Here is a 21,428-nt window from a genome sequence, read left to right as displayed (position 1 = left end):
ACGATCACCCCTTGCCATGATCCGCATGAACGGCGTGATGCGAAAGCAGCAGCACCACGATGAACAGCACGGGGACACAGGCGAAGATGATCGCGAAGCCGCTGTGTTCCGCGATGAAGCCGATCAATGAGGGCGCAAACAGCATGCCGGAATAGCCCATGGTGGTCGCGACCGACAGCCCGATGCCCGGCTGCAGACCCGGCATATTGCCGGCGGCCGAAAAGGCGATCGGCACCATGTTGGAAATGCCGATGCCTGCAAGCGCAAAACCGAGGATCGCGAGAACGGCATTGGGAGCGAGACCGGCCAGCACCATGCCGAAGAGAGCGGTCACGGTGCAGATGCGCAGGGTCAGAGTGGCGCCGAGCCGGTCGCGCACGTGATCGCCGGCAAAGCGCATCGCCGCCATGGTCGCCGAGAAGGCCGCAAAACCGAAGCCTGAAAGCTCGACGGAGGCGCCGAGTTCATCCTTCAGATAAAGTGCACCCCAGTCGAGAACGGCACCCTCGGGCACCATCGAGAAAAGCGCCATGATGCCGATCAGCCAGGGCAGCGGTGTCATCGGCAGCCTGAGCTTCTCTTTGGTTGCCGCAGGATGCGGCCGGTCGGCAAGGATCATCGGCCAGGCAACCGCGAGTATCGCAAGGCACAGACAGGTGACGACGATCGCATGCGGCAGCACGCCGAAGCGGGCCATCAGAAAGCCGCCGATCCCGGCGCCGATCAGCCCGCCGAGGCTCCAATAGGCATGGCACGAGGACATGATTGCACGGCGCATCGACTTCTCGACCTCGACGGCATTGGCGTTCATGGCCACATCCATCGCGCCGACGAAGCCGCCGAGCAGGAACATGCCGAGTGCTGCCGTCCACAGATTCGGCAGAAGCGTCAGGAGGAGAAGCAGCGGTGAAAGGATGATCGCCGTGACCTTGACCACCTTCTGCGAGCCGAGACGGGCGATGAAGCCGCCGGCAATAGGCATCAGCACCAGCGAGCCGATGCCGAAACCGAGGATGAGAAGGCCGAGAACGCTCTCGCCGATGCCGAGGCGTTCCTTGAACTCCGGGATTTTCGGCGCCCAGCTTCCGGTGACGAAGCCGTTCATCAGAAACAGGAGAGACACGGCTAGCCGGTTTTTCGACATATAGCCCTGCCGGCCAACGGCTTTCTGGGCGGAATCTGTACGCTGATCCATGGGTTAACCTTCCGCTGCCGGATCGTCCGGCTCAATTGGTGATTTCGATGAGATTGCCGTCGGGATCGCGGATCACCGGATAGGCTCCTTCGCGAGAACGACGTTCGCCCCCCGCGCCGTGAAGGCCGCGACATGGGCTTCCGGCGCATCCGCCTCGAGAACGAGCGTGGAAGCACCGTCTATGGCGACCACCGGATGCGGCGCAGCGGTACCGAGCTTGTCGGTCGTGACGGCCGCAAGCAGGGCGCGGCTCCTGGAAGCGATCAGCCGCTTGAATTCCGCATCCTCGAAGTGGAACGCGGTCAGCCCTGCTTCGGCATCCGCACCGCAGGTTCCGAGTATCGCGAGATCGGGCCGCAAGAACTCGGCATCGCGCTGCGCCCGCGCACCGACCGCCGCGCCGACAGCGCGGTTCAGCGGCCCGCCCACCAGAATGACTTCGATGCCCGGCTTCTCCATCAAGGCCGCCGCGACCGGCGGCGTATTGGTGATGATCGTCGCGGGGAGGTCCGGTCCGATCGCCTGCGCAATCGCCAGATTGGCGGAGCCGGCGTCGAGGAACACGGTCATGCGCGGCCTTAGAAAGGCGACCGCAACCCGCGCCAGCGCCGCCTTCCGTTCGGGTGCGCGCGATATCCGGGCCACGAGCGAGCCTGCGTCGGGCGCAACCGGCAACGCTCCGCCATAGACGCGCTCGCAAAGGCCGGCGGCGGCCATTTCGCGCAGGTCGCGGCGGATCGTGTCTTCCGACACGCCGAATTCGCGCGCGAGATCGGCCGCAAGCACCCGGCCCTCGGTTCTGAGCCTTTCCTGGATCAGACTCTTTCTCTCTCGCAGCAGCAGATCGATGGACATCCTGAAACCGTGCATAATCGTGCATGAATCGATGGAAACGTGATTATCACTCCCAACCACGGCTTTCAATCCCGCCTGCCGCAAAACGGCAGGCATGCAACGGAACATTTCACGCCGCAGCGTTTTCGGGGGGAATCGGCCATCTGAGGAAAAATCTTCATCGAAACCGTTCGGAATTGGTCTTTTATACGCTTGGAAACTGGCGGGTTTATGCGAAATTCGCTGCAATCCGGATGACAGCCGGAGAACCAGAACTGGAAAACAACCATGAAACTCCTTCCGACGCTTTTTGCTGCCGCCCTCCTGCAACTCGCCGCCTTCGTTCCCGCTGAGGCGGGGCAGAACCTGGACGAGGTCAAGTCCGCAGGCGTGCTGAAGATCGGCACCGAGGGCACTTACGCCCCCTTCACCTATCATGACGCGAGCGGCGCTCTCGTCGGCTTCGACGTCGAGATCGGTCAGGAAGTCGCCAAACGCCTCGGCGTCAAGCCGGAATTCCTGGAAGGCAAGTGGGATGGCCTGATCGCCGGCCTCGACGCAAACCGTTATGACGCGGTCATCAACCAGGTCGGCATCACCGAGGAACGCAAGAAGAAATACGACTTCTCCGAACCCTATATCGCCTCCAAGGCGGTGCTGATCGTCCGCGGCGACGACGAGGAGATCAAAGACTTCGCCGACCTGAAGGGCAAGAAGTCGGCACAGTCGCTGACCAGCAACTTCGGCAAGCTCGCGCAAGCCTCGGGCGCCGAGCTCGTCGGAACCGACGGTTTCGATCAGTCGATCCAGCTCGTGCTGACGGGCCGGGCCGACGCGACCATCAATGACAGCCTTTCCTTCCTCGACTTCAAGAAGCAGAAGCCGGATGCGAATGTGAAGATCGCCGCCGAAAAGCCCGATGCCGATTATTCGGGCATCATCATCCGCAAGGGCGAGCCGGAGCTGCTCGAAGCGATCAACAAGGCGCTGGCCGAGATCAAGGCCGACGGCACCTATGAGAAGATCTCGCAGAAATATTTCGGCGCCGACGTTTCGAAATAGGGCCTGCGGAAGCGCGACCGGTCGAACAACCGCCCCCGCTCTTCAAGTTGCACGGATGTGGGCTTCACACCTTTCCCCATCCTGCTTATGAATCGCGATCCGTCCCGGCATCCGGGACGGATCGCGCGTTTTGAAAGGTTCTCCCTTGCCCCACTGGCTTCAACTGATGGCGGATTCGTTGCCGGCCCTGCTCTGGGCGGGGCTGATCTTCACGATCCCGCTAACGCTCCTCTCCTTCACCCTCGGCCTGGCTCTCGGCCTCGTCACCGCCGTCGTCCGGCTGTTTGCTCCGGCTCCTTTCGCGGCGGTGGCCCGGTTTTATGTGTGGGTGATCCGCGGCACGCCGCTGCTCGTGCAGCTCTTCGTCATCTTCTACGGCCTGCCGAGCATGGGCATACTGCTCGACGCCTTTCCCGCAGCGCTGATCGGCTTCACGCTCAATATCGGCGCCTACAGTTCCGAAATCATCCGCGCGGTGATCTCGTCGGTTCCGAGGGGGCAGTGGGAAGCGGCCTATTCGATCGGCATGAGCTGGAGCCAGGCGATGCGCCGGACGATCCTTCCGCAGGCGGGCCGCGTCGCCGTTCCGCCGCTGTCGAACACCTTCATCTCGCTCGTCAAGGACACCTCGCTCGCCGCCGCGATCACGGTGCCGGAGCTATTCCAGACGGCGCAGCGCATCGTCGCCACCAGTTATGAACCCTTGATCCTCTACATCGAAGCCGCCCTGATCTATCTTGTCATGAGTTCCGTCCTTTCGGCGCTGCAGGGGAAACTGGAGCAGCGCTTCGCCCGCTATGGCGGCTTCCTGGAGGCGCGCGCATGATCGAGCTCTCCCACATCGTCAAGCGCTTCGGCACCAACACCGTGCTGAACGACATCAGCGTCTCGCTCGCGGAAGGCAGCGTGACTGCGCTCGTTGGACCGTCCGGCGGCGGCAAGAGCACGCTGCTGCGCTGCGTCAACCTGTTGGAGATCCCGACGGCGGGGGCAATCCGCCTCGGCGACGACCGGCTCGAATTCGCGGAAGGCCGGAAGGTCGGCTGGCAGGCGATCCAGAGACTGCGCCGTCAGACGGGAATGGTGTTCCAGAACTTCCAGCTTTTCCCGCACCAGACGGCGATCGGCAATGTGATGGAAGGCCTCGTCACCGTCCTCAAGTGGCCGGCCGACCGGGCCCGCACCCGGGCGCTCGAGCTGCTGGAGAAGGTCGGAATGGCGCATAAGGCGGATGCCTGGCCGGCCACGCTATCCGGCGGCCAGCAGCAACGCGTCGCGATCGCCCGGGCACTTGCTCCCTCGCCGCGCGTGCTCCTTTGCGACGAGCCGACCTCGGCGCTGGATCCGGAACTGGCGGAAGAAGTGGTGGAGGTCCTGAGCCGCCTTGCGCGGGAAGGCACCACGATGATCATGGCCACCCACGACCTTCGCCTCGCCTCCCGCGTCGCCGATCACGTCGTCTTCCTGGATGGCGGCGTCGTCGTCGAAAGCGGTCCCCCGCGCAAGATCTTCTCGACGCCGGAGCGCGAGCGGACGAAGCGATTCATCGCCTCCCTGAGCGCGCCGATGAGCTATGACATTTGAGGCATCGGGCGGTGCTTAACCCCCGAACACGACCAGCAGATCTTTCGCATCGATCTGATCGCCGGCCCTTACCAGCACCTCGGAAATCACCCCGTCCTTCTCGGCATGAAGCGCCGTCTCCATCTTCATCGCCTCGATCGAGAGCAGCACGTCGCCGGCCTTGACCGATTGGCCGGAGACCACCGCGACGGTCGAGATCACGCCGGGCATCGGCGCGCCGAGATGGGCGGCGTTGCCGGCTTCCGCCTTGCGGCGGACGGCGGCCGAGGCGCCGCGATTGCGGTCGGGTACCTTGATGGACCGCGGCTGACCGTTCATTTCGAAGAACATCTTGACCATGCCCTTCTCGTCGATCTCGCCCTGCGCCTGATTGAGGATGACGAGCGTCTTGCCCTTTTCGATGTCGGCGAAGAGTTCCTCACCCGGCGCCATGCCGTAGAAATAGGCGGGCGTCGGCAGCACGCTGACCGGGCCGTAGGTTTCGCAGGCCACCGCATAATCGGTGAAGACCTTCGGATACATGAGGTAGGAGGCGAACTCGAAATCGGTCACTTCACGGCCGAGCTTCTCCTCGATGCCCTTGCGCTCGGCGTCGAGATCCGCGTCTTCGAGCAGCGAGCCCGGACGCGCGTCATAGGGCTCTTCGCCCTTGAGCGCCTTCTTCTGCAGCGCCTCCGGCCAGCCGCCCGGCGGTTGGCCGAGATCGCCCTTGAGCATGGAGACGACCGATTCCGGGAAGGCGATGTCCTTGCCCGGATTCTCGACATCGGCGACCGTCAGATCCTGGGAGACCATCATCAGCGCCATGTCGCCGACGACCTTGGAAGACGGCGTCACCTTGACGATATCGCCGAACATCCGGTTGGCGTCGGCATAGGCCTGCGCCACCTCGTGCCAGCGGGTCTCGAGCCCGAGCGAGCGGGCCTGTTCCTTCAGATTGGTGAACTGGCCGCCCGGCATCTCGTGCAGATAGACTTCCGAAGCCGGTCCCTTGAGGTCGCTTTCGAAGGCCGCATATTGATGGCGTACCGCCTCCCAATAGAAGGAGATGCGGCGGATCCATTCCGGATCGAGGCCCGGGTCGCGCTCCGAGCCGGACAGCGCCTCGACGATCGAGCCGAGGCAGGGCTGAGAGGTGTTGCCGGAGAGCGCGTCCATCGCCGCATCGACGATGTCGACGCCGGATTCGACCGCCGCGAGCACGGTGGCCGCGGCAATGCCCGAAGTGTCGTGGGTGTGGAAATGGATCGGCAGATCGGTCGCTTCCTTCAGCGCCTTGAACAGCACCCGGGCGGCGGCCGGCTTCAATAGCCCGGCCATGTCCTTGACGGCGATGATATGGGCGCCGGCCTTTTCCAGTTCGGCGGCGAGCGCCGTGTAGTATTTCAGGTCGTATTTCGGCCGGGCGGAATTGAGGATGTCGCCGGTATAGCAGATCGCCGCCTCGCAGATCCTGTCCTCCTCGGCCACCGCATCCATCGCGACGCGCATGTTCTCGACCCAGTTCAGGCAGTCGAAGACGCGGAAGACGTCGATGCCGCCCTTCGCGGCCTGGCGGACGAAATATTTGACGACATTGTCCGGATAGTTCTTGTAGCCGACGCCGTTGGCGCCGCGCAGAAGCATCTGCAGGAGCAGGTTCGGCGCACCTTCGCGCACCATCGCCAGCCGCTCCCACGGGTCCTCTGTCAGGAAGCGCATCGAGACGTCGAAGGTCGCGCCGCCCCAGCATTCGAGCGAGAAGAGGCTCGGCAGCGCCCGCGCATAGGTGCCGGCGATGCGGGCGATATCGTAGGTGCGCATGCGGGTGGCGAGCAGCGACTGGTGGCCGTCGCGCATCGTCGTGTCGGTAATCAGCACCTCCGGCTGCGCCTTCACCCATTCGGCGAATTTCTTGGGGCCGAGCTGATCGAGGCGCTGCTTCGTACCGGGCTTCACCTCGCCGCCGATGAACGGCACGACCGGCGCGGCGATATCGTCGGAGGGCTTCGGCCGGCCCTTGACTTCCGGATGGCCGTTGACGGTGACGTCGGCGAGGTAGGTGAGAAGCTTGGTGGCGCGGTCCTGGCGCTTGACCTGCTGGAACAATTCCGGCGTCGTGTCGATGAAGCGCGTCGTATAGCTGTTGTCCTGGAACTTCGGGTGGCTGATGATAGCCTCGAGGAAGGTGAGGTTGGTCGCCACGCCGCGGATGCGGAATTCTCTCAGCGCACGGATCATCCGCTGGATCGCTTCGCCCGGATTCGGCGCCCAGGCGGTGACCTTCTCGAGCAGCGGATCGTAGTAACGGGTGATCACCGCCCCGGAATAGGCAGTGCCGCCGTCGAGGCGGATGCCGAAGCCGGTGGCGCCGCGATAGGCGGTGATGCGGCCATAATCCGGAATGAAATTCTGCTCCGGGTCTTCCGTGGTGATGCGGCACTGCAGCGCATGGCCGTTGAGGCGGATGTCCTCCTGGCGCGGCACGCCCGATTCCGGCGCGCCGATGGCGAAGCCGTCGAGGATGTGGATCTGCGCCTTGACGATATCGATGCCGGTTACGACCTCGGTGACCGTATGCTCGACCTGGATGCGCGGATTGACCTCGATGAAGTAGAACTTGCCGGTGTCGGAATCCATCAGATACTCGACGGTGCCGGCGCCGATATAGTTGGTCGCCCGGGCGATCTTCAGCGAATAATCCGCGAGTTCCTGGCGCTGCGCATCATCGAGATAGGGCGCCGGCGCCCGCTCCACGACCTTCTGGTTGCGACGCTGGATCGAGCAGTCGCGCTCGAAAAGGTGGACGACGTTGCCGTGCGTGTCGCCGAGGACCTGGCTTTCGACGTGACGGGCGCGCTCGACCAGCTTTTCGAGATAGACCTCGTCCTTGCCGAAGGCGGCCTTGGCCTCGCGCTTGGCCTCGGTCACCTCGCGGATCAGGTCCTTGGGGTCGCGGATCGCCCGCATGCCGCGGCCGCCGCCGCCCCAGGACGCCTTGAGCATGACCGGATAGCCGATCTCCTCGGCCAGTCGCTTGATCTCTTCCGGATCGTCCGGCAGAGGCTCGGTCGCCGGTACGACCGGCACGCCGATCGAGATCGCCAGGTTGCGGGCCGCGACCTTGTTACCGAGCTGGCGCATCGTCTCCGGCTTGGGGCCGATGAAGGTGATGCCGTTCTGAGCGCAGGCTTCGGCGAATTCCGGGCTTTCGGAGAGCAGGCCATAGCCCGGGTGTATGGCGTCGGCGCCGGACAGCTTGGCGACGCGGATCACCTCGTCGATCGACAGGTAGCTCTCGATCGGGCCGAGGTCGCGGGGAAGGTGCGGTCCGCGCCCGACCTGATAACTCTCGTCCGCCTTGAAGCGGTGCAGCGCCAGCTTATCCTCCTCAGCCCATATCGCGACCGTTTTAAGCCCCAGCTCATTGGCCGCGCGGAAGACGCGGATGGCGATTTCGGAACGGTTGGCAACAAGGATCTTGGAAATGGACAAGTCGGACTCCTCATAGACTTGGACACGCGGGAATGCTGCACCCGCGAAAAGAACTATTAGCGAGTCAAGGAATGAAGCGCAATTTCAGATGCGACACGAATGCTGACCCATTCGGTCAGGAGCGCGGGTCGTCAGGAGATCAGTCCCAGGCGGAAGGCGATCGCCACGACGTGATGCCGGTTCTTCGCCTTCAACTTTTCCTGGATGCCGTTCATGTACCAGTCGACCGTGTGGCTGGAAATGTCGAGGACCTTGCCGATGTCGTTCGATGTCATGCCGTCGGCGAGATAGTGGAGCGCCTCCATTTCGCGCCGCGTCATCTGGACTTCGACGCGCGAGACGAGTTCCGCCATGATCTCCGGATCGGTGAGTTCGAGCAGCTTCCAGAACAGCCGCTTGGCGATGGCGTCGAAAAGGCTCAACTCCACCGGGCTCAGGTCGACCACCCGGCCGCCCACGGTCAGGTTGCCCATGAGCCCGCGCCGGCCGTGCACCGGAAAGATATAGCCGTCGAAGAGGCCGTGATTGCGGGCCTCGACCATCATGCTTTCCATACGCTTGCGGTGCGGGTCCGAGCGGAAGGCCACGAGCGTGTCGCGCCAGCGGAAGCCGCGCTGGGCATGCCCGAGGAAGCGGATAGTCGGATCAATGACGACGTATTTCTTGCGGATGTAGATCTGCGGCCAGCCCTCCGGCCAGCGTCCGGCCAGAAGAAGTCTCAGCGGATTCTCGTGCGGTTTCGGCTGACGCACGATGCCGTAGAAGTCGAAACCGCACCGGTCGAGCAGCCGCTCGAACTCAGGCAGGATCTCCTCGCGCGTCTTCATCTCTTCCAGTAGCGCCAGAAACTGTACGAGCAACGTAATATTCATAGAGCATCCTCGAATCAAAAACGCGCCGCGCAACCCGCCAGGCCATATGAATACGCCGTTCAGAAGCCATTCATGTTGCAACCGCGATAATTCTTCATATCACGCCCGGTCTTGCAGGAAACCTGCAAAAACTCGGAGTCGAGGCATCAAGATAGCCAACGATGGATCATCCCGCCAACCCTCCCATGGTATCGGATGATCCTTCTCGCTGATCCGCCCCGTCTACCGCGTTTTTTGGGAAGAACGCAAAGGCCGTCACCCGCGGCTTTGCCGGCACGCAAGGTGGATGAAAATCATCTTGCCGTCGGTTCAAGACGCAACGCATCGCCGCATCGTGCCGTTGCGGCGCCAATTCCGATACCCGAAAGGGGTGAGACAGTGTCCTTGTTTCAGGTGTATGCAAGAGCGCTTCAGTATCTTGCTGTCCACAAGTTTCGCGTCGGGGCGATCGTCATAGCCAATATCGTCCTGGCTGCCATCACCATTGCGGAGCCGATTCTGTTCGGCCGAATCATCGACGCGATCTCCTCACAGAAGGACGTCGCGCCGATGCTGCTCCTGTGGGCGGGCTTCGGCGTCTTCAATACGATCGCCTTCGTGCTCGTCTCCCGCGAGGCGGACCGTCTCGCCCACGGTCGCCGCGCTTCGCTCCTGACCGAAGCCTTCGGCCGGATCGTCTCGATGCCTCTCTCCTGGCACAGCCAGCGCGGCACTTCGAATGCGCTGCACACGCTGCTGCGAGCCTGCGAGACGCTCTTCGGCCTCTGGCTCGAATTCATGCGGCAGCATCTGGCGACGGCAGTGGCGCTCGTGCTTCTCATTCCGACCGCCTTTGCCATGGACGTCCGTCTGTCGCTCATCCTCGTCGTGCTCGGTGCTGCCTATGTGATGATCAGCAAGGTCGTGATGAGCCGCACGAAGGAGGGTCAGGCTGCCGTCGAGGGACATTACCACACGGTCTTCTCGCACGTGTCCGACTCGATCAGCAACGTTTCGGTGGTTCACAGCTACAACCGCATCGAAGCTGAAACGCGCGAGCTGAAGAAGTTCACGCAGCGTCTGCTGTCGGCCCAGTATCCGGTGCTCGACTGGTGGGCTCTGGCGAGCGGCCTCAACCGTATTGCCTCGACCATCTCGATGATGGCAATCCTCGTCATCGGTACCGTTCTGGTGCAGCGCGGCGAGCTCGGCGTCGGCGAGGTGATCGCTTTCATCGGCTTCGCCAATCTGCTGATCGGCCGCCTCGACCAGATGAAGGCCTTCGCCACCCAGATCTTCGAAGCGCGCGCCAAACTCGAAGATTTCTTCCAGCTCGAGGATTCCGTGCAGGACCGCGAGGAGCCGTCCGATGCCGGGGAACTGAAGGGTGTCGTCGGCGAGGTCGAATTCAAGGACATTTCCTTCGACTTCGCAAACTCCGCCCAAGGCGTGCGCAACGTCTCGTTCAAGGCCAAGGCCGGCCAGACGATCGCCATCGTCGGCCCGACCGGTGCCGGGAAGACCACGCTCGTCAACCTCCTGCAGCGGGTCCATGAGCCGAAGCACGGCCAGATCCTCATCGACGGCGTGGACATCGCGACCGTCACTCGCAAATCGCTGCGCCGGTCGATCGCCACAGTCTTCCAGGATGCTGGCCTCATGAACCGCTCGATCGGCGAAAATATCCGCCTCGGCCGTGACGACGCCTCTTTGGACGAGGTGATGGCAGCCGCCGAGGCCGCCGCCGCGAGCGACTTCATCGAGGACCGCCTCAACGGCTACGACACGGTCGTCGGCGAACGCGGCAACCGGCTGTCGGGCGGCGAACGCCAGCGCGTCGCGATTGCCCGCGCGATCCTGAAGAACGCGCCGATCCTGGTGCTCGACGAGGCGACCAGCGCGCTCGACGTCGAGACCGAGGCCCGCGTCAAGGATGCCATCGACGCCTTGCGCAAGGACCGGACGACCTTCATCATCGCCCACCGCCTGTCGACGGTGCGGGAAGCCGATCTGGTCATCTTTATGGATCAGGGCCGGATCGTGGAAATGGGCGGCTTCCATGAACTCAGCCAGAGCAACGGCCGCTTCGCGGCACTGCTTCGCGCCAGCGGTATCCTCACGGACGAGGATGTCCGCAAGAGCCTTACGGCAGCGTGATCGCCTCACCGGTCACCGGATGATCTACAACGAAATGCCCCGGATTCCGGGGCATTTCTATGTGACCGGGAAGGTCGCGACATCCGCGAGCGTCATGAGCGCCAGGGCAAATCATCGAACGGTTGTGCGGTCTGTGATGACCGCCGCCGCGCCGGGAGGGGGCGACTCTCCTCCCGGCGTGCGGATAAGTCCCTCACGCCGCCTTCAGCGGCGGCGCCACGGAGACCTCCTTCAGCCATTCGAGGTAATAGGCATAGGCGAAGTGCAGGCCGATGCCGCCGATGACGAAGATCGTGCCGATGATCCGGTCCCGGTCGGTGACGAGAAGCAGCACCTGGCCCGCCATTGCGAGGATCGTCCCGAAAATGAAGACGGCAAGCGAATGGCGCCCGATCATCACCAGGGGGTGGTTGCTTCCGACCCGCGTCAGCCGGCTGAAGACGGGGACGGTTGCGAGAATATAGGCAAGCGCCAGCACATGCAGCAGCCGCGTCAGCGACAGGAAGGTCTTGTCGAAGCCGGTCAGCACCGCAGGCAGGCCGAAGGAGAGATCGATGTTCCACCAGGAAAACAGCACCCAGAAGGCGGAAATCGCGAGATAGGCGACGGAAAGGCCGAGAAGCCAGGGGCTCCGCGGGAGACTCCCGCCCCGCCGCACATGGCTCATGCACAGAATGCCGATCACGAACAGGAACTGCCAGGACCAGGGATTGAGGAACCAGTAGCCGTCGTCGAGAAAGTTATAGGGCACCATTTTGAAGCAGCCGGCAGCGAGCCAGAGCGTCGCGGAAAACGCGAACAGCAATCGGGGGCGCACGGCATTCAGCCACAGAAACCCGGGCAGCAGCAGGAACAGCACCGCATACATCGACAGAATGTTGTTGTAGCCGAGCTGGTGCCCGAGCAGCACCATGGCGACGATCCCTTGCTCCGTCTGCTCGACGATCGGCCGGATGTTGATCTCGCCGATCAGCTCCTGACGGCCGAAATAGAGGGCGCCGCCGGCGAAGATCGCAAGCGTCACCACGCTCGTCATGATGTGCGCGACATAGAGCGCCAGGGCGCGCCGCCATATCTTCAGCGTGAGGGCGAGCCGGCCGCCGGCCAGGAACTTGCCGGAATAGGCCGCCCCCACCGACAGGCCGGAAATCAGCACGAAGGCCTCCGCCGAATCGGAAAAGCCGAAGTTCTTGTGGGTCAGATATTCGAGATACTGGCCCGGTACATGGTTGACGAAGATGGTCAGCAGGCAAAGTGCCCGAAAAACGTCGAGGCGTGTGTCGCGCCCGGTCGGCACCGGAGGGGCGACCCCTCTCTGATCGGTGCCGCCCTCAAAGGTCTTCTGCAGCATGCGCGTTGATATCCGGGATTTGGCGCCCCGCCCCACCCCTGTTGAAACCGGCGCCGCCGTGCCGCCCCGATGCGGGCGGCGCCGACGCCATGAATGAATGGCGAACCTGACACGGCAAAGAAAAGCCGGCCTTGCCTCCGAGCGGGACGAGGAAATGTGTGTACCGTTTTACGCCCTGCATTCCGCTCGACTTGTTGGATCGGATCACGATTGCTTTGGGTCGTTCGATCCAAGCCATCGTGATCCAGGAAAACAAAGCCGGTTCAGCTCGTGCTTCAAGCCGGCAGCTACAGCAAAACCCCTTCATGCGCGTTTTCTGTGACACTATTATTTACGCTTACGACCGGTTCGCCGCTTTTTGGATCGCGGCTGACGGAAATCCGGTGCGTGGCGCCGTTCACGCGCACTTCGGCCGAAAAGCCCGGCCATTCGGAGGGTAGGACGGGCCGGATCAAGAGCTTGTCACCCCGCTTGCGGATGCCGAGAATCCCCTCGACACCGGCGCGGTAGAGCCAGCCGGCGGAGCCCGTGTACCAGGTCCAGCCGCCGCGGCCGGCAAGCGCGCCTTCTCCATAGATATCGGCAGCAACCACATAGGGCTCGACACGATAATGTTCGGCGTCCTCCTGGCTGAGAGCATGCGACACGGGGTTGAGCATGCGGAAGGTGCGCCAGGCCTCTTCCGCCCGCTCCTGAGCGGCGAATGCCAGCACCACCCAGGTGGCCGCGTGGGTATACTGACCGCCATTCTCCCGCACGCCCGGGGGATAGGCCTTGATGTAGCCCGGGTCCTGCTTCGTCGTCTCGAGCGGCGGCGTGAACAGCCGGACGATGCGCTTTTCGGGATCTACGAGCTCCGCCATCACCGCGTCCATCGCGCGCAGCGAGCGCTCCTTGTCGCCCTCTCCCGAAAGCGTGCTCCAGGATTGCGCGATCGAATCGATGCGGCACTCGCCGTTCTCCGCCGATCCGAGCGGCGTGCCGTCGTCGTAATAGCCGCGGCGATAGTAATCGCCGTCCCAGCCTGCCTGTTCCAGCGCATCCGTCAGTGCTTCGAGATGCCGCTCCCATAGGGCCAGGCGCGGCTTGTCCTTGCGGGCACGGGCATAGGGCAGGAACGCGCGCAGGGTGCCTGCCAGGAACCAGCCGAGCCAGACGCTCGTGCCCTTTCCGCCCTCCCCGACACGGTTCATGCCGTCGTTCCAGTCGCCGCCGAGAATGAGCGGCAGACCGTTGGCGCCGGTCCGGCGGATGGCGAGATCGACCGCACGGGCGCAATGCTCGTAGACGTCGCCCACCTCGTCGGCCACATCCGGCTTGTAGAAGCTGTCGTGCTGGCCTTCTTCCAGAGCCGGCCCGGTGATGAAAGGAACTTTCTCCTTGAGGATGTCTTCCTCGCCGGTGACGGCGCAATAATGCGCAACCGCATGAGCGAGCCAGACCACGTCGTCCGAGATCATCGTGCGGACGCCCGCGTCCGTGCCGGGCAGCCACCAATGCTGCACGTCGCCTTCGACGAACTGCCGCGCCGCGGCATTGAGGATCTGCGCACGGGCAAGCGCCGGCCGATGGATGAGGAAGGCAAGCGTATCCTGCAGCTGATCGCGGAAACCGAAGGCACCGCTCGCCTGGTAGAAGGCCGAGCGTGCCATGATCCGGCAGCCGAGCGCCTGATAGGGAAGCCAGTGGTTGATCATGTGGTTGAAGGCGCGATCGGGCGTCTCCACCTTCACGACTCCGGTGAAATCACCCCAGAACGCCTTCGCCGCTTCGAGCGCAGCGTCGAAACTGTCCGCCCTGAGTTCCTCCAGCACCGCCTGCACCTGATCGGAATTGTCGGCATCACCCAGGAAGAAGGTGACCTGTCGCTCCACGCCCGCCTCGATGGTCAGATCCGTCGCGAGCGCCGCGCAGGCATCCCCGTCCACATCCGTCGATCCGGTGAGCTCGGCGCCGGCGATCACTGCCTGCGGGGCGAGGATTCCTCCGGCCCGCCCAAGGAATTCCCGCCGGCTCGCCGTATAGCCGGCGATATCGCCGTCGCTGGCGAAGAACGCGCACCGGCCCGGATAGTCGATGCTGTAGGGATTGGTGGCGACGAGCGTCTTCGCGCTTTCGTCCCACTCACTGAGGACGAAGGGCGCGGTACGGCTGCGATTGTTGCCGAGCACCCATTCCGCGTAGCCGTAGATGCGCAACTTGCGCGCGGCCGAACTGCGGTTGCGGATCGTCAGCCGGATGAGCTTGGCCGGAAGGCTCCTGTGGACCGTATGCATGGCCTCGATCTCGAGCTCGTCCTGCGTGCTGAGAAAGCGCGAATAGCCGAGGCCGTGACGGGTCTCGAACTGGGCGGACTTGCGTCGCGACAGTGCGACATAGGGCGTCAGCACCGCGCCGCTTGCCATGTCGCGCACGAAGATCGCCTCGCCCGGACGATTTACGACCGCGTCGTTGGTCCAGGGCGTCAACTGATAGTCGCGCGAATTGCGGCTCCAGGAGAAGGCCGCACCTTCGGCGGAGATATGGAAGCCGAATTGCTCGTTGGAGATGACGTTGATCCAGGGTTGCGGCGTCGCCTCGCCTCCGCGCAGCCGCACGGCATATTCGCGGCCGTCCTCGGCAAAGCCGCCGAAACCGTTCCAGTAATCCAGGTCGCCGCCGTCGAGTTCGACCGCCACCGGCTCGTCGGTCTCCCGTATCACCGGCAGCAGCATCTCGGCGCCCTCCTCCTTCTTTTCGGAAGGTTTGGAGTAGAGCGATGTGGCGCGGGCTATCTGATCCGAGATCGTGCCGTTGCGGGCATGGAAGACGGCCCGCGATGCCGAGATCAGCGTTGACCAGGTTTCCGGTTCCATCAGGTCCCGGCGCACCGCAAAGATGTGTTGGCGCGGGCCGTCCGAAAGGCCGCGAAGCCTCAAATTCTCGCACATGGAGTCGAGCGTGTGCTGCAGATCCTGCGCATAGGAGGAGGCGCGCTCGTTGACCACCACCAGATCGGCGGTGATGCCGCGAGCTCTCAGATATTCCTGCGCCCGCAAGGCCTCGCGGGCGATGCCGAGATCGCCGTCGTCGTTGATCCTGAGGCAGAAGATCGGGAAATCGCCGGAGATCGCCAGCGGCCACAGCGCCGATTGCGAGGCAAGCCCGGTCTTGACGGTCTCCGCGTCGGCGCGAAGGTGCATATCCGGATAGACGAGATAGCGGCCGAGCATCTGGAAGCTCGCGGCCTCCTTCGAGGTGATCCCGACATGGCGCATCTGCACCTGGCTGCGGGTCCAGGCATGGATGAGCTCGTGATTGAAGGTTTCCGGATGCCGGTAACGGTCGATCGCCCGATCGACGCCTTCCCTGTCCGGGGCGGCGATCGTCCAGAAGATGACGCTCACCTTCTTGCCCGCCGGCACGCGTACGACGCGACGGAGCGACACGATCGGATCGAGCGTGAAGCCGTCGGTGCCGGAAAGCGTGGCGCCCGGGTCGAATGCGGCCGCCTCGGCAATCGTGCGGCCCTGGCCGAGGAAGCGCCGGCGATCGGTCTCCGCCTGCGTGTGGCGCTCGCTGCCGGCATTGTCGGTGACGAGATGGGCGACCTCGATGTCCGGATCGCCGGGGCTGCGCTTGTTGCGCGAGACCCATATCACGTCTCCGTGACGGCTGATCTCGGTGCGGATGAACATCTTCGAGAAGGTCGGGTGCGAGCTGTCGGCATCGTCCATGGCAAGCACGGGCTCGGCATAAGACGTCACCTCGATGAACCGGTCTTCCGTACCCGTGTTGAGCAGGATAACCCGACGGCCTTCGGCATCGTGCTCGGTGGCGACGATGCATTCCACCTCGCTTGTCAGATCGCCGACGGTCTTGACGTATTCGGCCTTGTCGTCGCCGAAGCGGGTAACGGTCTTTTCGCCCGGCGCACGCCGGGGTTCGGCCGTCGCCGACCACCAGTCGCCCGTCACCGTGTCGCGAAGGAAGATGAAGGTCCCCGTCCTGTCCTCGACCGGGTCAGGAGTCCATCTCGTGACCGCCTGGCCGTTCCAGCGGGCATAGCCCGCCCCTGTCGCCGTCAGCATGACGGAGTAGTGACCGTTCGACAGCAGAACCGTCTCGCGATCCTGGTTGATCGGGTCTTCGACCACGCGGACTTCGGGGCGCAGGAGATCGGCCTGGCCCTTGCCCAGCGCTTCCGGCTCGCGCTTGGCGGCCATGACCGGGATGTCGCGCGGCGCCTTCTCCTGCAGGAGGAGTTCGGCGGCCTCGATGACGGGGTCGGCATGGAACCACTCGCGCAGCTGCCCGTTGAAGACGACATTTGCGACCGCGGCGACCGACATGCCGTGATGATGGGCATAATAGTTGCGCACGACGGCGCATTTCTGGCCTTCCGGCACGCGCGTCGGCGTGAAGTCGACGGCGTCGTGATAGCCGTAGGCCCCAAGGGCGCCGACCTCCCGGAGCCGCGCCAGGTTGGCGAGCGCCGATTTCGGATCGTACATGCAGGCGAGAATGGACGCGTAAGGTGCGATGACGGCATTCTGCCCGAGGCCGCGCTTCAGACCCAGCGTCGGCACGCCGAAGTTCGTATACTGGTAGGTCAGCTCGTGGTCGCGCGCATTGAACGCCGCCTCGGAAATGCCCCATGGCGTCCCGAGCCGACGGCCGTGATTGATCTGCTCCTGGACCACCAGATTGTTGGTCTGGTTGAGGATGCCGCCCTGCCGCTCCTGCATGACGAGCGGCGGCATCAGATATTCGAACATCGAACCCGACCAGGAGACGAGCGCACCGCGCGCGCCGATCGGCACGATCGGACGGCCGAGCTTGTACCAGTGCTCGGTCGGCAGATCCCCCTTGGCGATCGCGAAAAGACTCGTCAGCCGCGCCTCGGAGGCGAGCAGATCGTAGCAGGCCTCGTCGAGTTCGTTGGCGTTGACCCGGTAGCCGATCGACAGCAGCCGCCGCTCCGGCCGGAACAGGAAGCTGAAGTCCATGGAGAAGGCGATGTCGCGTGCGCGCTCCTTGAGCACCAGCAGACGCTGGCGCAGAGCCTCGATGGCACCGAGGTCGAAGACGCCGTCGGCGATATGTGCCTCGCAGGCGGCCACCAGCGAGCCCGCCCATGTCGCCACTTCGCCGCTGGGGACGGTGCGCACCTCATGGTCGAGATTGACCGTCAGCTTGTGCATGTCGCGTGCGAGCACCGCGAGGTTGATCACCCGGATGGAGGCGAATTCGCGCTCGCGCTTGACCGCCGCAAGCGCATTCTGGAAGCCGGCGATGCGCTCCTCGATCAGGCGCCTCAGCGGCCGTACGGTCTTGCGATCGTCGGGAAGCTCGCTCAATACCTCCTTGAGGATCGCCGCGACGTCGCCGATGCCGTCGAGATTGCCCTGGACGTGGGCGGATGGCGCTTCGGCCCATTCGCGGCACATGGACGAGACCGCGATCAGGTGTCCGGCGAGGTTGCCGCTGTCGACCGAGGAGACATAACGCGGCTCCATCGGTTCGAGCCCGCGCGTGCGATACCAGTTGAAGAGATGGCCGCGATATTTCGGCATGCGGTCGATCGTGGCGATCGTCTGCTCGAGGCGCGTGATCGTCTCCTCGAAACCGATCCAGCCGAAGGAGCGCGCCGACATGACCGACAGGAGATAGACGCCGATATTCGTCGGCGAGGTACGCTCCGCGAGTACCGGCTGCGGCGTTTCCTGGAAGTTGTCCGGCGGCAGGAAGTTCTGCTCGGCGGTGACGAACGCCTCGAAGTAGCGCCATGTCCGCCGGGCGATCTTGCGCATCTCCTCGATCGCCTCCTCGGAAACGGCGAGCTGGTCTTCGGTCTCGGCGGACTGGCTCACGAACCAGGCGACCGCAGGCGAGGCGGCCCAGATAAGGGCAAAGGGCAGCCCGATGAAGGGCAGCCCCGTATCGGAGATGGCGGCAAGCGCCAGCGACACCAGTGCAAGCGCCGGTGCCGTCCACATCGCGCGGAAGTAGTCGCCGATCGAACCGTGGCCGGCGCTCTGCACCTGCGCGGCGGTGCGCCATTCGAGCATCAGCTTGCGGCTGACGAAGGTGCGATAGAGCGAGCGCACGATCGCATCCGCCATCATCGCCGCGTTGTGCGCGATGAAGACGATGCGCAACGCGACCTGCGCGTTGGCGGCGCGGATGTCCGACAGCACGGTGTGGAGATGCGCACGCGCGACGATGTCGTTGCGCCGCGGCATGATCCCGGAGATCAGCGACAGCGTCGGCGCGACGAACAGGCTGAAAATCAGCACGAGCTGCCAGATCAGCGCCGGGGTCGGCTCCATGTAGTACCAGCCCATGACCGAAGCGGCGAGCCAGGCGACGGGAATGAGCGAGCGGCGCAGGTTGTCGTACATCTTCCAGCGCCCGAGCATCGAAAGGCCGTTCTTCGGATTGAAGATATACGGCAGGAGCTGCCAGTCGCCTCGCGCCCAACGATGCTGACGCGACATCTCGACCTCGTAGCGGGTCGGAAAATCCTCGACGAGCTCGATGTCGGTCACCAGCGCGCAACGCGCATAGGAACCTTCGAGAAGGTCGTGGCTGAGCACCGCATTTTCTTCGATCCTGCTCTTGAGAGCAGCCTCGAAGGCGTCGACGTGATAGAGGCCCTTGCCGGTGAAGCTGCCTTCGCCGGCAATGTCCTGATAGACGTCCGACACGGTGAAGACGTAAGGGTCGATGCCGCGATTGATGGTGAAGATGCGCTGGAAGGCCGAGGCCTCGCTGCCGGTGGTGAGCGACGGCGTCACGCGCGGCTGCAGGAGGCTGTAGCCGGTCACGACCTCCTGTGTCCTCGGATTGACGACCGGCCGGTTGATCGGGTGATACAGCTTGCCGACGAGCTTGGTCACCGCGTCGCGCATGAGACGCGTGTCGGAGTCGAGCGTCATCACATATTGCACGCCCTCCGGCACCGTGTTGGCGCCCTGAAGGAAGGAGGTATCGCGGTCGCCGCGAAGCAGCAGATTCAACTCGTGCAGCTTGCCGCGCTTGCGCTCCCATCCCATCCACACGCCCTCGGCCTCGTTGTAGAGCCGGCGGCGGTGCAGCAGGAAGAAGCGCGTCTTGCCGTCATAGGCATAGCGGGCCGAGAGAGACGCGATCTCGCGCTTGGCATATTCGAGAACATCCGTGTCGGCAGGCGCCTCCTCCGACTTGCTGTCGGCCCAATCGCTCAGGAGCGCGAAATAGATCTCGCCGCGCGGATTGGCGAGATAGTGAACCTCGAGGTTGCGCACGAGCTCGTCTACATGATCGCGCTTGGCAATCAGGCAAGGCACCACGACCAGCGTGCGTCCATCCTCGGGTATTCCGTCGAGAAACTCGTAACCAACCAGCCGCGAGGGTTTGGCAAACAGCGTGAAGACCGTGTTGAACAGGCCCATCGCGCCTTCGGAGGCAGGCAGCGCGAAGAGCAGGAGCATGATCAGCTTCGCGCCGCTCGGAATATCCATCGGGCTGACGAAGGCATAGACGACGATCATCGCCAGGATCGTCAAGAGAATGTTCGGCCCGGCTATGGCGAACCAGTCGAGCTTGCGGACCGACCGGATGAGGTGCTGGAAGATCGAGGGCGAATAGCCGATCCTCTTCTCGAGGGCCAGGCGCTGCTTGCCGACGAGGAAGGAGCCGACATTCGGCTCCTGCAGAGGCGCTTCGACGGCCGCGGCGGCTTTTGCCTCCTCGACCATCTCGATCGCGATCTTCGTGACTTCATGCTCGCTGTGACCGGACCGGCGGGCAAGCTTCTCGATCGTGTCGCGATACGTGTTGCGCGATCCGAAATCGAGCGCCGCATAGTCGGACCCTTCGCGCAGCGTCGCATCGATCTTGCTGACGCTTTCGAACCAGACGGCCCAGTCCGTGTCGTCGATCTCGCGCAGGCTGCGGATGATATTGCTCATCGTCGCGTTGCCGGACGAAAGGCGGTTCTGCTCCGCTACCAGCGCCTCCTCGACGTCGGTGCCACGCCTCTCCAGCCTCTCCTCGATCCAGGCGATGACGGCACCCGAACTCTGGGAACCGTCACGCATGCGGTAAAGGAGCTGTGCGATGAAGGTGTTATCGGCGGCAAGCGCCTCGGACTCCACCAGAAGCGTCCGGCAGCCTTCCGGATCGTTCAGCCGGATGAGCTGGTCAGCGACCTCGTTCGCTTTCCGCCGCATGCCGCGCGAGCGCTCGACGCGGATGGCGATGCGCCTCAGATTTTCGATGAGGACGAAACGCAGGATCGACGGCAGCGCCCACAATTCGCCGATCTTGAGGGTCTCGTGCTCCTGGAAGCCCTCCACCATCGCGGTGATGCTTTCCCGCGTGACGGTACTGTGGGTATGGGCAACGTAAAGCCAGGCAAGGGCCATCGTGCGCGGGATGACGGTTCCGGAGACCGATAGCGTCGGCAGTTGCCGGTAGAAACGGCGTGGAAAGTCGCGCCGTACCTCCTGGATCGCCTCTTCGACGACGTGGTGGTTGTCGAGCAGCCATTCGGCTGCAGGCGTGATCGAGGCGCCGGCTTCCACGTCGGCCGCGGTCGCCCGGTAGACGCGCAGGATTTCTTTCTCGTTCTCCCGATGGCGGACGCGAAATTCGAACGGAAAGAAGCCCGGCAGAGCGGAAGTGCCGTGTTCGGCGAGGCTCGCGCCGCATGCTCGCAGGTCGTCGATCGAGAAATAGGTCGAGCGGATCGAATCGTTGTAGTCGATCTGCTTCGCTTCCGGTTCGCGCGGTAAGTTGGACTGCGTTGTGTTCTGGAGCATGGGTACGGATTCTGGTTCCACTCGGGACTGATCGGCCCGGTTGTCGTTGTTCTGCCGGTGTGGCTGCGACCCCGAGGATGCAGACGGCGCCGGCGCGTTTCTAGACACGGTCATGTGCCCTCCTTCGCCGTCAT

General features: G+C 63.8%; 10 protein-coding genes. 4 read left to right on the top strand and 6 right to left on the bottom strand.

Annotated features, from left to right (window positions below; genetic code table 11):
* Window positions 1-4: 4 nt before the first annotated feature.
* Together BHD07_RS25735 and BHD07_RS25730 are read right to left on the bottom strand one after the other, a co-directional pair.
* The gene (locus BHD07_RS25735) at window positions 5-1,195 is read right to left on the bottom strand and encodes an MFS transporter (RefSeq protein WP_198516757.1); all 1,191 of its coding nucleotides are present in this window, start codon (window positions 1,193-1,195) and stop codon (window positions 5-7) included.
* A 72-nt stretch (window positions 1,196-1,267) separates the two neighbouring features.
* Complete coding sequence (locus tag BHD07_RS25730; protein ID WP_198516756.1) at window positions 1,268-2,065, bottom strand: DeoR/GlpR family DNA-binding transcription regulator; 798 nt, start codon at window positions 2,063-2,065, stop codon at window positions 1,268-1,270.
* 252 nt (window positions 2,066-2,317) lie between these two features.
* Here BHD07_RS25730 and BHD07_RS25725 point away from each other — a divergent pair, with 252 nt between their 5' ends.
* From BHD07_RS25725 to BHD07_RS25715, 3 genes are all read left to right on the top strand, one after another.
* Window positions 2,318-3,091: an amino acid ABC transporter substrate-binding protein gene (locus BHD07_RS25725; protein WP_018097439.1), complete on the top strand. Its 774-nt coding sequence runs from the start codon at window positions 2,318-2,320 to the stop codon at window positions 3,089-3,091.
* A 145-nt stretch (window positions 3,092-3,236) separates the two neighbouring features.
* Window positions 3,237-3,917, top strand: coding sequence for an amino acid ABC transporter permease (locus BHD07_RS25720; protein WP_003535752.1), 681 nt, complete (start codon window positions 3,237-3,239; stop codon window positions 3,915-3,917).
* Window positions 3,914-4,675, top strand: coding sequence for an amino acid ABC transporter ATP-binding protein (locus BHD07_RS25715; RefSeq protein WP_100672677.1), 762 nt, complete (start codon window positions 3,914-3,916; stop codon window positions 4,673-4,675). Before BHD07_RS25720 ends, BHD07_RS25715 begins: the two co-directional genes overlap by 4 nt.
* 15 nt (window positions 4,676-4,690) lie before the next feature.
* Here the strand turns inward: BHD07_RS25715 and pyc are convergent, their stop codons facing one another.
* Window positions 4,691-8,149, bottom strand: a complete 3,459-nt coding sequence (gene pyc, locus BHD07_RS25710; protein WP_100672676.1) for a pyruvate carboxylase — start codon at window positions 8,147-8,149, stop codon at window positions 4,691-4,693.
* A gap of 131 nt (window positions 8,150-8,280) precedes the next feature.
* Window positions 8,281-9,021 carry a helix-turn-helix transcriptional regulator gene (locus BHD07_RS25705; protein WP_003535227.1) on the bottom strand — a complete coding sequence of 247 codons (741 nt, stop codon included), beginning with the start codon at window positions 9,019-9,021 and terminating at the stop codon, window positions 8,281-8,283.
* Between the two features lie 378 nt (window positions 9,022-9,399).
* On the opposite strand from BHD07_RS25705, the gene BHD07_RS25700 reads away from it, so the two are divergent.
* Complete coding sequence (locus BHD07_RS25700) at window positions 9,400-11,157, top strand: glucan ABC transporter ATP-binding protein/ permease (protein ID WP_018098745.1); 1,758 nt, start codon at window positions 9,400-9,402, stop codon at window positions 11,155-11,157.
* 193 nt (window positions 11,158-11,350) lie between these two features.
* On the opposite strand, the gene BHD07_RS25695 is transcribed toward BHD07_RS25700, so the two are convergent.
* Together BHD07_RS25695 and ndvB are read right to left on the bottom strand one after the other, a co-directional pair.
* Entirely contained in the window at window positions 11,351-12,508 is a 1,158-nt protein-coding gene (locus BHD07_RS25695) for an OpgC family protein (RefSeq protein ID WP_100672675.1), read from the bottom strand.
* Between the two features lie 287 nt (window positions 12,509-12,795).
* Window positions 12,796-21,294 (bottom strand): cyclic beta-(1,2)-glucan synthase, encoded by an 8,499-nt coding sequence (gene ndvB / locus BHD07_RS25690; RefSeq protein ID WP_445190500.1) that lies wholly within the window; start codon window positions 21,292-21,294, stop codon window positions 12,796-12,798.
* Between the last annotated feature and the right edge of the window lie 134 nt (window positions 21,295-21,428).

Source organism: Sinorhizobium sp. KGO-5 (genome assembly GCF_036245905.1).
Lineage (GTDB): Bacteria > Pseudomonadota > Alphaproteobacteria > Rhizobiales > Rhizobiaceae > Sinorhizobium > Sinorhizobium meliloti_A.
The sequence above is the reverse complement of the archived record's forward strand: the minus strand, read 5'-3'. Positions and strand labels throughout refer to the sequence as shown.